Origin of the sequence: Brevibacillus reuszeri, from assembly GCF_002897295.1 — a bacterium.
GTDB classification, from domain to species: domain Bacteria; phylum Bacillota; class Bacilli; order Brevibacillales; family Brevibacillaceae; genus Brevibacillus; species Brevibacillus reuszeri_A.
The window spans coordinates 119,956-133,114 of record NZ_BEXF01000005.1; the positions used below are offsets into that span (position 1 = coordinate 119,956).

The 13,159-nt window shown below is 47.5% G+C and carries 10 protein-coding genes; all 10 read left to right on the forward strand.

Annotated features, from left to right (window positions below; all coding sequences use genetic code 11):
• Positions 1-3: 3 nt before the first annotated feature.
• Positions 4-789: a phosphatidate cytidylyltransferase gene (locus tag C3B52_RS10220; RefSeq protein WP_103105980.1), complete on the forward strand. Its 786-nt coding sequence runs from the start codon at positions 4-6 to the stop codon at positions 787-789.
• Positions 790-831: 42 nt separating this feature from the next.
• Entirely contained in the window at positions 832-1,980 is a 1,149-nt protein-coding gene (locus tag C3B52_RS10225) for a 1-deoxy-D-xylulose-5-phosphate reductoisomerase (protein WP_103106188.1), read from the forward strand.
• A 47-nt stretch (positions 1,981-2,027) separates the two neighbouring features.
• On the forward strand, positions 2,028-3,296 hold the full coding sequence (rseP, locus tag C3B52_RS10230) for an RIP metalloprotease RseP (RefSeq protein ID WP_103105981.1): 1,269 nt from the start codon (positions 2,028-2,030) through the stop codon (positions 3,294-3,296).
• 51 nt (positions 3,297-3,347) lie between these two features.
• Entirely contained in the window at positions 3,348-4,430 is a 1,083-nt protein-coding gene (ispG, locus tag C3B52_RS10235) for a flavodoxin-dependent (E)-4-hydroxy-3-methylbut-2-enyl-diphosphate synthase (protein ID WP_103105982.1), read from the forward strand.
• Between the two features lie 43 nt (positions 4,431-4,473).
• Entirely contained in the window at positions 4,474-6,219 is a 1,746-nt protein-coding gene (locus tag C3B52_RS10240; protein ID WP_164684753.1) for a proline--tRNA ligase, read from the forward strand.
• Positions 6,220-6,390: 171 nt separating this feature from the next.
• Entirely contained in the window at positions 6,391-10,698 is a 4,308-nt protein-coding gene (locus tag C3B52_RS10245; protein ID WP_103105984.1) for a PolC-type DNA polymerase III, read from the forward strand.
• 167 nt (positions 10,699-10,865) lie between these two features.
• Positions 10,866-11,324: a ribosome maturation factor RimP gene (gene rimP / locus C3B52_RS10250; protein ID WP_103105985.1), complete on the forward strand. Its 459-nt coding sequence runs from the start codon at positions 10,866-10,868 to the stop codon at positions 11,322-11,324.
• A 150-nt stretch (positions 11,325-11,474) separates the two neighbouring features.
• The gene (nusA, locus tag C3B52_RS10255) at positions 11,475-12,566 is read left to right on the forward strand and encodes a transcription termination factor NusA (protein WP_103105986.1); all 1,092 of its coding nucleotides are present in this window, start codon (positions 11,475-11,477) and stop codon (positions 12,564-12,566) included.
• Positions 12,567-12,568: 2 nt separating this feature from the next.
• Positions 12,569-12,859, forward strand: a complete 291-nt coding sequence (rnpM, locus tag C3B52_RS10260; RefSeq protein ID WP_103105987.1) for an RNase P modulator RnpM — start codon at positions 12,569-12,571, stop codon at positions 12,857-12,859.
• Positions 12,856-13,155 carry a YlxQ family RNA-binding protein gene (locus C3B52_RS10265; RefSeq protein WP_103105988.1) on the forward strand — a complete coding sequence of 100 codons (300 nt, stop codon included), beginning with the start codon at positions 12,856-12,858 and terminating at the stop codon, positions 13,153-13,155. The genes rnpM and C3B52_RS10265 overlap by 4 nt, the downstream gene beginning before the upstream one ends.
• Positions 13,156-13,159: the final 4 nt, after the last annotated feature.

The following is a 13,159-nucleotide window of genomic DNA, read 5'->3' on the forward strand; positions in this document are numbered from 1 at the left end:
CAGTTGAAGCAACGAATAATTACTGGCCTGATTGGTGGGGCGGGTTTTATTCTCTTGATTTATGCAGGAGGAGCCTGGTACTCACTATTGGTTTTTTTACTGGCCGTCATTGGCCTGTTTGAATTTATGAGGATGGCTGGCTTACAGCCATTACATGCGGCAGGGATACTTGGATATGTGTTGATGGTAAGTATTTTGTGGCCATCCCTTGCATTTTCGAGTTGGCTGAACATCAGTATGCCGGATCTGATGTTACCAGTGCTCCTTCTTTTGTTGATTTACTCCGTACTGCGGAAAAATCAGTTTCACATTGAACACATCGCCCTTACATTAGTGGGGGCGTTATACATAGGCTATGGATTTACGTATATGGCCGCTGCCCGCAATCTTCCGGACGGGTTTATGCTAACTGTGCTCGTCATTCTGGCAATCTGGTCGACTGACTCTGGCGCCTATTTTGTAGGTAAAGCCATCGGTAAGCGAAAGCTTTGGCCAGAGATCAGCCCAAATAAAACGATCGAGGGCTCCATTGGTGGTTTGCTCGCAGCAATCATCGTTGTTCTTGGCGTAAATGCTCTACTGGGCAACCTGACATTGGCACAGGCACTGACCATCGCTTTTGTGGCAGGGATTGTAGGTCAATTGGGAGATTTGGTGGAATCAGCGTTTAAGCGCCATTTTCACGTAAAGGATTCTGGACAGCTCATTCCTGGTCATGGGGGCGTGCTGGATCGTTTTGATAGTTTTCTACTTGTTTTTCCGGTTTTGCATCTACTAGGTATCGTCTGAAACCTGTTGCATATATAGAAAGAGATATAGAAGGTGAAGGCAGTGAAAAAAATAGCACTCTTAGGTTCTACGGGTTCGATCGGAACAAGTACACTTGATGTAGTTGAAGAGCACCCGCAGGAGTTTTCTGTGGTAGCGATGGCTGCAGGAACAAACGTGGACTTGCTGGCAAAGCAGGTTGTGCAGTTTGGACCAGAGCTTGTTTCGGTAGGGAGTGAACAAGCAGCATTTGAACTGAGAGAACGCCTTGGTAGTCAGGTAAAACCAGAAATTGTATACGGCGCCGAAGGCCTTGAGCAAGTGGCTCGATATGAGGCTGCCAATTTTGTGATGACGGCTGTTGTCGGGAGTGTAGGTGTTGCCCCGACTCTGGCTGCCATTGAAGCGGGGAAAACAATCGGACTTGCTAATAAGGAAACATTGGTTTGCGCTGGATCGGTCGTCATGAAAAAAGCAAGAGAAAAAGGGGTCCAAATCATCCCGGTCGATAGCGAGCACGCTGCCGTGTTCCAATGCATGCAGGGAGAGAGGCGTCAGGACGTAGAGAGAGTCATGCTGACTGCATCCGGAGGCTCCTTTCGACATTTGACTCGTGAAGACTTAAAGCAAGTAACGGTAACCGAGGCATTGGCACACCCGAATTGGAGTATGGGTGCCAAAATTACGATTGATTCTGCTACGATGATGAACAAGGGCTTTGAAGTAATTGAGGCGCATTGGTTGTTTGATCTGCCTTATGAGCAAATTGAATGCGTACTCCATTATGAAAGCATCATACACTCTATGGTAGAATATAAAGACAGAGCGGTAATGGCTCAGCTGGGGACACCGGACATGAAGGTTCCAATCCAGTACGCAATGAGTTACCCGGGCAGAATAGCCTTGCCAACAGAGCCACTTGATTTAGTCAAAGTGGGTACTCTTCACTTTGCTGCCATGGATTTTGACCGTTACCCTCTGTTAAAATTGGCTTATGAGTGTGGAAAAGCTGGTGGGACTTACACGGCTGTACTAAATGCAGCCAATGAAGTAGCTGTTGATTTGTTTCTGAAGGGCTCGATTGGGTTTCTTGATATCGAAACGATCGTGAGCAAAACATGCGAAGCCCATCAAGGCATACAAGACCCTACGCTGGAGGAGATTTTTGCTGCAGATAAGTGGGCACGCTCGCAGGCGCTCATATTCGCATAAAAGCAGGATATGAGCTTTAGATACTCGAAAGAAAGGTGGCTGTTCACTTGCCTTTTCCCAATCTGGATTCCGTTGAATCAATTCTCGCGATAGTAGTTGTTTTTGGGGCACTCGTATTCGTGCATGAACTGGGTCACTTCCTTCTGGCCAAAAGGGCTGGGATACTTTGTCGGGAATTTGCGCTTGGAATGGGTCCCAAGATTTTTCGCGTGAAGCGTGGTGAAACGGAATATACCCTTCGCCTTCTGCCTATTGGTGGGTTAGTCCGTATGGCGGGTGAAGATCCGGAAATGGATATGCTCAAGCCGCACATGGAAGTAAGTATCGAACGTGATGCGCTTGGAAAGGTAACGCATATCCTGTTAGATGGGCCGAATGCAGGCTCTCAGCGAGCTATATCGGGTACTGTCGTACGTTTTGACCTGGAACAAGCATTGAGCTTGACCCTCGAAATTGATGGAGAACAGCATACTTACTCGGTACATCCTCAGGCACAATTAGTGAGTGATGGACAAGAGGTTCAGATTGCTCCATTAAATAGACAGTTCAAAGGCAAAACCGTTTCGCAGCGTTTCTGGGCTATTTTTGCAGGACCTTTTGCCAACTTCCTGCTGGCATTCCTGTTGTTTGTGATGATCGGTCTTTTGTACGGTGTTCCTAATGGGACATACCTTGGAGAAGTGAGGGCAGGTGGACCTGCTGCCCAAGCGGGACTCATGGAAGGCGACAAAGTGATTGCGATTCAAGGACAATCGGTTTCCACCTGGAAAGATGTCGTTCAAATTATTAGCCAAGCACCTGACAAGGAATTGACTTTTCAGTATGAGCGAAATGGACAGGTAAACACGGTTCCTGTAAAAGTAGGAAAAGACGAAAACAACATCGGCAAAATCATGGTAACGAATTCACTCACATATGCGCCCGGAGAAGTGCTAAAATACGGGGTATCGTCCACCTACGAATTTACCGTGATGATTTTGAAAAGCTTAGGCATGCTGTTTACCGGTGCTGTAGGACTGAATGATTTGAGCGGTCCTGTGGGTATTTTCAAGATGACAGGTGAATTTGCACAGCAAGGTATGGCGATTTTGATGAAATGGGCTGCCGTTCTAAGCATTAACCTAGGATTGTTCAATCTGTTGCCACTCCCTGCACTTGATGGTGGACGTTTAGCCTTTTTGGCAGTAGAAGCATTGCGAGGACGTCCCATTGACCCACATAAGGAAGGGATGGTTCACTTTTTGGGCTTTGCATTTTTGATGCTGCTCATTTTAGTAGTAACCTGGAATGATGTGCAACGGTTGTTCTTCCAATAACGTACTAACCCGGTAGAAAGAAAACAGAAAAAGCTTAAAGGATGGTGCAAAATGTACAAGCGCGAGGAGACGAAACCGGTTTTTGTAGGAGGCGTGCAAATCGGGGGCCAAAAAAGCGTAGTGATTCAGTCTATGACGACAGCGGATACGCGTGATGTAGAAAAGACACTGGCCGAGATTCAAAGACTGCACGATGTCGGTTGCCAAATTGTCCGCCTGGCCGTCATCAACGAAGATGCAGCACGCGCCATCAAGAAGATCAAGGAGCGTTCACCGCTGCCGCTTGTTGCCGACATCCATTTCGACCACAAGCTGGCCCTAATTGCCTTGGAGAGTGGAATTGATAAAATCCGCATTAACCCAGGGAATATTGGCTCCAAAGAAAAAACCCAAAGAGTCGTTGAAGCGTGCCGTGAGCGCAATGTCCCTATTCGCATCGGCGTAAACTCTGGTTCTGTGGAAAAACGACTGCTTGAAAAATACGGTTATCCATCGCCTGAAGCGATTGTAGAGAGTGCAATTGATCACGTGCAAATTTTGGAGGACCTCAATTACGACAACATCGTGATCTCCTTGAAATCCTCTGACGTACCAACAATGATCCAGACGTATTCCTTGATGGCAGAAAAGCGTAATTATCCGTTGCATGTAGGAGTAACGGAAGCAGGTACTCAATTCTCCGGAAGTATTAAATCAGCAGTGGGGATCGGTACGGTTCTATCGATGGGTATTGGCGATACCATCCGTGTATCCCTTACTGCTGATCCAGTGGAGGAAATCAAGGTAGCTAAGCAAATTCTTCGCAGCCTGGATATTGTCAACAACGATCCTGTAGTTATTGCGTGCCCTTCTTGCGGACGTTGCGCGATCGATTTGATTGGTCTTGCTACGAAAGTAGAGGATGCGATCTCTACTCTGAAAGTGCCACTGAAAGTCGCCGTTATGGGTTGTGCTGTAAATGGCCCTGGTGAAGCACGAGAAGCAGACGTAGGTGTGGCAGGTGGAAACGGGGAAGGCCTTATTTTCCGTAATGGTGAGATTGTTCGGAAGGTAAAGGAAACAGAACTGTTCGAAGAATTAATGAAAGAAATTAACGAAATGGTCGGCGAGCAAAAACCTACTACAGTAGGGTAATGAGCGCCACTTGCTGATGAGGCATAAGGAGGACACGCACGTGTTGAAGCAAAGTCAAATGTTGATTCCTACCTTGCGAGAAGTACCTGCTGACGCGGAGATTGCCAGCCACAAGCTGCTGCTCCGCGCTGGTATGGCTCGCCAATTGGCTTCCGGGATCTATACGTATTTGCCATTGGCAATCCGCTCGCTGCATAAAATCCAAGCCATTGTGCGTGAAGAAATGAACAACGCGGGAGCCCAGGAGCTTTTGATGCCTGCGATGCAGCCAGCAGAGCTGTGGCACCAAACGGGCCGTTGGGATGTATACGGCCCGGAGCTGGTTCGTCTGCGCGATCGTCATGATCGTCCTTTTGCTTTAGGACCAACTCACGAGGAAGTAATTACGAGCTTGGTGCGTGATGAAATCAACTCTTATAAAAAGCTGCCGATCAATCTGTACCAAATTCAAACCAAATTCCGTGATGAAGTTCGCCCTCGTTTCGGTTTGATTCGTTGCCGCGAATTCATTATGAAAGATGCATACTCGTTTGATACGACACAAGAAGGTCTGGATCGTAATTTCCAAGCAATGTACGATGCCTACACCAATATTTTCACTCGCGTAGGGCTGAACTTCCGTGCAGTAGAAGCAGATGCAGGAGCGATTGGTGGTAAAGGTACGTACGAGTTCATGGCATTGTGTGAGATCGGGGAAGATACGATTGCCTACTCCGAAGATGGCGATTATGCTGCGAATTTGGAAAAGGCAGAGGTTGTTTACAAGCCTTCTGAAAAACCTGCTTCCGAAGCACCAGCACGCGAAAAGCTACATACGCCTGGTGTCAGAACCATCGAGCAATTAGTACAAGCCCTGCAAATGGAAGCGAAACATATCATCAAGAGTCTGTTATATCGTGTAGATGACAAGCTCGTTATGGTTTTGATTCGCGGAGATCATGAGCTCAATGACGTGAAGCTGAAAAATCTGTATGATGCTACCCAAGTTGGTCTGGCGTCGGAAGCTGATATTCTCGCGGTAACTGGAGCACCAGCTGGGTTTGTTGGACCAGTCGGCATTGATCCGGAAAAAGTGGAAATCATCGCCGATAACTACGTACAAGACGTTTACGATGGAGTCGCGGGTGCGAATGAAGCAGATTACCACCTGACGCACGTAGTTCCTGGTCGTGACTTTGAAGTATCACGTTATACTGATTTGCGCAACATTACAGAGGGTGACGAATGCCCTCGTACTGGCAGTACCATCAAATTTGCCCGTGGTGTTGAAGTGGGTCACGTATTCAAGCTGGGAACAAAATACTCCAAAGCGATCGGTGCTACGTTCTTGGATGAAAATGGCCGCAGTCAACCAATGATCATGGGATGCTACGGTATTGGGGTATCCAGAACGATCGCAGCTGTGATCGAACAGAACAACGATGAAAATGGTATCATTTGGCCAGTGGCTGTAGCCCCTTTCCATGTGCATGTGATCCCAGTCAATGTTAAAGTAGAAGAACAGCGTCAAGCAAGCGAACAAATTACAGAAGCACTTCGTCGTGCAGGCGTAGAAGTACTGTTTGATGATCGACCAGAACGCGCTGGCGTCAAGTTCAAAGATGCTGACCTGATTGGTCTGCCACTCCGGATTACTGTTTCGGACAAGGCTGCACAAGAAGGTACTGTAGAAGTACGTGTTCGCAAAAACGGGGAAACACAAGATGTTAAACTGGAAGATCTGGTTACCGAAGTAAAAGCGATGCTGGCACGTGTTGATCGCACAGGAGCAGAACTCTTCGGCAAATAATATCTAGCAGGAATGTAGAAGGATTTTGTCGAAATTTACCGGGGTACTCCCCTGATCTAAGGGAGTGCCTCTTTTTCGTTTCTAGGTAGGGATTTTCCGCTAAAAAGCGGAAGTACCTCCATGCGTAGGCATCGATAGAGGTTTTTTTATCTTTGGGAGGGTGGGAAAACCGTGGACCGTTTACAAGAGCAAAAACATCGTTTCTCCCTGCTGGTGAAGCAAATGGACTTACCAGATGAGTGGGTGGAGCGTTTTTTTCTTGATGGGCAAATCGACAAGCTGGAGCTTTACAAGCAAAACAAAGAGTGGGTTTTTCACTTCACGCTGCAAAGATTAGTTCCAGCTGATGTCTTTGCAGCATTTAACATGCGACTGACACAAACCTTTTCACATCTAGCCAAGGTCGATGCTCATTATCGGTACCTGCAAAAGCCGCAGCTGGATCTGGTTGTGAATGAATATTGGGATCTTTTGGTTGCGGGGCTGGAGCCAAGCTTGAACTCTTTGGCAGTTACCCTTCGTTCCGCTCGAAAACAGGTCGACCAGAATGAAGTGAAAGTCTACCTGCCAACGGAGATGACAGTAGAAGTAGCAAAGCGAAAAAGAGCTGACAATGAATTGATCGCTGCCTTTCAAAAAGCGACGGATTGTACGATGCGTTTTTCGTTCCATGGTGAAGAAAGCGACGAAGCGTACAAGGCATTCGTAGAGCAGCGGGCTGAGGAAGAACGAGCACTGGTGGAAGTTGTAATGACTACAGCGCAGCAGGACAGCAAGGGCTCAGATAAAGCCGAAGCAATCACAACACTCATGATGGGCTACGAAATCAAAGACGCTCCTATTCCGATTATTGAAATTCAGGAAGAGGAACGCCGTGTTGTTATCCAAGGTACCGTGTTCAATGTAGAAGTGAAGGAGCTGCGTAGCGGACGTCATCTGCTCACGTTCAACATAACAGATTACACAGACTCTCTGACTGTAAAGATGTTCTCACGTGACAAGGAAGACGTCAAAATGCTGGAAGCCCTCAAGGATGGAATGTGGGTAAAAGCGCGCGGTAGTGTCCAACACGATACGTTTATTCGTGAATTGGTCATGAACGCAAACGATCTCAATCAAATCGAGCAGCAAGTCGTACGCAAGGATACAGCCGAAGAAAAACGGGTAGAGCTCCATTGCCATACTCCGATGAGTGCGCTGGACGCGGTTGCCTCGGTAAAATCGCTTGTCTCTACTGCAGCAAAATGGGGTCACAAGGCAATTGCTGTCACCGACCATGGAGTTGTACAGGCATTCCCAGAAGCGTATTCTGTGGCGAAGAAGAATAATATCAAGTGCATTCTTGGGATGGAAGCGTACGTCATTGAGGACGGCATTGATGTCGTCTACAATTTGAATGCCGAAAACAATTATGCGATTGATGAAAATACTGAATATGTTGTATTCGATACAGAGACGACTGGTCTGAACGCCGCTGAGCATACGATTATCGAGGTAGCAGCCGTTAAGATGAAGGGCGCAGAAATTGTCGACCAATGGACAGAGCTGATCGATCCACAACTGGAGATTGGTCCCAAGACAACTGAGATTACGGGTATTACGAATGAAATGCTGCGGGGACAAGAAACGCTGGATGTCGTTCTGCGCAAGTTTAAAGAGTTTACGGGTGATGCCGTTCTTGTCGCGCATAATGCGGAATTCGATAAAGCTTTTATCAATGCATGTGCCAAAAGAATCGGAATGGAACCTTGGAATAATGCCTTTTTGGACACATTGCCTTTAGCTCGCATGATGTACAAGGGCATGCGCAACTATCGATTAGGGACACTTGCGAAGAAGTTTAACGTGGAGCTGATTAATGCTCACCGAGCCTTGGACGATACTGTCGCGCTGGCTCACGTCTTCCAGCAAATGCTGAAGGATATCAAAGAAGCGCAGATCAAAACGATGGCAGAGCTTAACGAGAGAAGTAATGCAGAAGCGGACTACAAAAGTGGACGACCTTTCCACGCTACGATTTTGGTCCAAAACAAAGAAGGCTTGAAAAATCTGTACAAGCTGGTAAGTCGTTCACATGTGGAAACCTTTTATCGCTGGCCCCGCATTCAGCGAAGTCAGCTGATCAAGTATCGGGAAGGGCTGTTAATTGGAACTGCCTGCAAAGATGGCGAGTTGATGCAAGCGATTTTGCGCGGTAAATCTATCGACGAACTGAAAGAAGTGGCTGCATTTTATGACTATCTGGAAATACAGCCAGTCGCGCAGTACTCGCCGCTTTTACGTAATGAAGAGATTCCTTCATTGGAAACGATGAAAGGCTACCATAAAATGATTGTGGATATGGGAAAAGAACTGGACAAGCTGGTCGTTGCGACTGGTGATGTACACTTCCTTAATCCGCAGGATGAAATTTTCCGTGACGTCTTCTTGCTTTCAAAAGGGGACCCTGTAGCCGGGAACCAACCGCCCCTTTACCTACACACGACAGATGAAATGCTGGAGTCGTTTTCATTCCTGGGAGAAGAGCTGGCACATGAAATCGTCGTAAAAAATACGAACGCCATCGCTGACATGATCGAAGATGTCAGTCCGATTCCAGACAAGCTGTACACACCAATCATCGAAGGTGCCGATGACGAGCTAAGGCAAATGTGCTATGACAAGGCTCGACATCTTTATGGTGATCCTTTGCCTGAAATTGTAGAGAGCCGTTTGGAAAAAGAGCTGACAAGTATTATCAAGCACGGCTTCGGCGTTATTTACCTGATTTCACAGCGGCTCGTAACAAAATCCCTGAATGATGGTTATCTCGTAGGATCACGGGGTTCCGTTGGCTCGTCCTTCGTTGCAACGATGTCCGAAATTACCGAGGTAAACCCGTTGCCACCACATTATCGGTGCCCGAATTGCAAGCATAACGAATTCATCACGGACGGCTCGATCGCTTCGGGATTTGACTTGCCTGATAAAGAATGTCCTTCGTGCGGTACTAGCTATGCGAAGGATGGGCAGGATATCCCATTCGAAACGTTCCTTGGATTTAAAGGGGATAAAGTTCCCGATATCGACTTGAACTTCTCTGGTGACTATCAGCCGAGAGCACATAAATATACCCAAGAGTTGTTCGGTGTCGACTACGTCTATCGCGCTGGAACAATTGGTACGGTAGCTGAGAAGACAGCTTACGGTTATGTTCGCAAATATGCGGATGAGCGCGGAATGACGCTGCGCAATGCGGAGATATCGCGGATTGTAAATGGCTGCACTGGTGTGAAAAGAACGACAGGGCAGCATCCGGGGGGAATTATTGTTGTTCCTTCCTACATGGAAATTGAAGATTTTTGTCCAATCCAGTTTCCAGCAGACGACAATGAATCAGAATGGCGCACGACACATTTCGACTTTCACTCCATTCACGATAATTTGTTGAAGCTCGATATTCTCGGTCACGACGATCCGACCGTTATCCGCATGCTTCAGGACTTGACCGGCATGGACCCGAAAACCATTCCGCTCGATGACAAAAAGACGATGTCCATTTTCAGTACAACCGAGGCGCTCGGCGTGACACCTGAGCAAATCGGAACCAATATGGGAACGCTGGGGATTCCGGAGTTCGGTACCAAATTCGTTCGTCAAATGCTAGAGGATACAAAGCCTACAACGTTTGCGGAGCTTGTTCAGATTTCTGGTCTGTCCCACGGTACTGACGTATGGCTTAACAATGCACAAGACTTGATTCGTAACGGAACTTGCAAGCTGCCTGAAGTAATTGGTTGTCGTGACGATATCATGGTGTACTTGATTTACAAAGGTCTCGATCCGTCTCGTGCTTTCAAAATCATGGAGTCGGTTCGTAAAGGGAAGGGCGTTCCGGAAGAGGATCAGGAAGAAATGCGTAATAACAACGTGCCGGATTGGTACATCCAGTCCTGCCAGCGGATTAAATACATGTTCCCGAAAGCCCACGCCACTGCTTACGTGATGATGGCTGTTCGGATTGCATATTTCAAAGTGCATCGTCCGCTTGAATTTTACGCTACGTATTTTACTGTTCGCGCCGATGACTTCGACATTCCACTCATGGTAAAAGGTTCAGCAGCCATCAAACAGAAAATCGAGGAGATCGAAGGTAAAGGTCACGACGCACAACCAAAGGAGAAAGCGTTGCTCACTGTTTTGGAGATGGCGCTGGAGATGGTCGAGCGTGGCTTCCGCTTTGCCAATGTAGACTTGTATGCATCTGATGCTACACGTTTCTTAATTGACGGGGATTCCCTGATCGCTCCTTTCAATGCACTGCCTGGACTCGGGACAAACGCCGCGATCAGCATAGTGAATGCGAGAAAAGAAGGCGAGTTCCTCTCCAAGGAGGATCTTTTGTCACGTTCCCGGATTTCCAAGACGATTTTGGAGTATTTAGAGGAGCAGGGCGCTTTGAAAGGATTGCCAGAGTCCAATCAGCTATCCTTGTTCTGATGCGGGTTCTGGAAGCGTGCAACCATCCAAAGGTTGTCAGCGGAGGGCTGTTATGCTATAATTTTTTTGGAAATACTGGTTTTATACGCATGGCAGATCGAGAGTGGGGAAACCCACTCTTTCTTTCTGGCTACACCTCATGGTTCAAACGATAAGGAGGTACTTGCTTGAGCAAGGTAACGGACATCGTCACCGAACTGGTCACGCCCATTGTTGACGAATTGGGTCTGGAACTGGTTGACATCGAGTACAAAAAGGAAGGCAGCAACTGGTTTCTGCGCGTGTTTATCGACAATGAAACTGGCAACATCGATATTGATGACTGCGGCCTTGTCAGCGAGAAGCTGAGCCAAAAACTAGACGAAGTAGATCCGATTCCTACTGCGTACTTCTTGGAAGTATCGTCTCCGGGTGCAGAGCGCCCGTTGCGCAAGGATAAGGATTTTACAAAGGCTGTCGGCAGGCACGTACACATTACAACCAAAGAGCCGATAGAAGGAGCTAGCGTGTTCGAGGGCGAACTGATATCCTTCGAGGACGGCAAATTGACTGTAAAAGAACCAAAGAAAACGTATGTCATTTCCCTCGAGCAAATTGACACAGCCCGCATGGCAATCGTTTTTTAACCGTATCGGAAACAGATAAGCATCTGGTTAGAACCGATACACAAGACTCACTTTCCGCTAAAAAGCGGACGCTCATTCATGAGCAGGCCTCGATAGAGGTTTTCTTTTAGTCTAGGCCGGTGGTATGTAAAGGAGGAGGCAACGAAAGTCATGAACGGCGATTTTATCGAGGCTTTAGAAGCCATTGAGAGAGAGAAAGGCATCACCAAAGACGTACTGATCGAGGCCATCGAAGCGGCTCTTATCTCAGGATACAAACGTAACTTCAACTCGGCCCAAAATGTGCGGGTGGATGTAAATCGTCATTCTGGTATGGTACGCGTGTACGCACGGAAAAACGTAGTAGAGGAAGTACTTGATCCAAGGCTCGAGATTTCTCAAGATGCAGCGCAGGAGATTGATCCTAACTTCCGTTTAGATGATATCGTGGAAATCGAAGTAACACCTCGTGACTTCGGACGTATTGCCGCCCAAACAGCGAAGCAAGTCGTTACCCAACGCATTCGTGAAGCGGAGCGCGGATTGATCTACAGTGAGTTCATCGAGCGTGAAGACGATATCGTGACCGGGGTCGTTCAGCGTATGGATGCTCGCAACTACTACATTGATTTGGGCAAGGCAGAAGCAGTCATGCCGATCACTGAAAAAATGCCTTCCGAAGAATTCAAATCACAAGACCGTGTGAAGGCATATATCATCAAGGTAGAAAAAACCACAAAGGGACCGCAAATTGTCGTATCCCGTACCCATCCAGGACTTTTGAAGCGCCTCTTTGAATTAGAAGTGCCAGAAATCTACGATGGCGTGGTAGAAATCAAATCGGTTGCTCGCGAAGCCGGAGACCGTTCGAAAATTGCGGTTCATTCGATCAATGAGGATGTAGATCCTGTAGGTGCATGTGTAGGTCCAAAAGGAATGCGTGTACAAACAATCGTCACCGAGCTAAAAGGTGAGAAGATCGACATCGTACGCTGGTCTGAAGATCCGGCAGAATATGTAGCGAATGCACTTAGCCCTGCAAAGGTCCTTCATGTAGAAGTAAATGCGAGTGAAAAAGTGACGCGTGTCATCGTGCCGGATTATCAACTGTCCTTGGCAATTGGCAAACGCGGTCAAAACGCTCGTCTGGCTGCCAAGCTGACTGGCTGGAAGATTGATATCAAGAGCGAGTCTCAGGCAGATCAAGAAGGCATCGCCTATCCAAAGGCTGTAGAGGGCGATGAAGGGGCGGACAACGAATAATCATGAAGCAAAAAAAAATCCCTTTGCGTAAATGCATTGTTTGCCAAGGAATGTTCCCAAAAAAGGAATTAATCCGCGTGGTCCGGACGCCAGACGAAGAGATCGTCATTGATCTGACGGGAAAGGCGGCAGGACGCGGTACCTATGTGTGTCGGCAGGATAGCTGTCTGAAGCCGGATACGTTCGCATCGGGAAAATGGAAAAAAGTGCTGGAACGTGCCCTCAATATGTCCATCTCCCAAGAGAAATATGATGCCTTCCGGGACAAATGGCTGGAGATGATGGGACAATGATCCCTAAAGCAGCTCAATTACTCGGATTGGCTATGCGAGCGAGAAAGGTCGTTACTGGAGAAGAACAAGTCATCACAGCTGTTCGGAACGGTCAGGCTCATCTCGTATTGCTCGCAGGCGATGCATCTGAGAATACCGCTAAAAAAGTAAAGGATAAATGTTCCTATTACGGTGTTTCGTGTGTAACCACTGGCGACCGACATTCACTGGGACACGCAATCGGAAAAGATGGGCGCGTTACTGTGGCGGTAACCGATGGGAAATTGGCCGAAAGCATTCAGCGTCTGCTCACCTAACTTT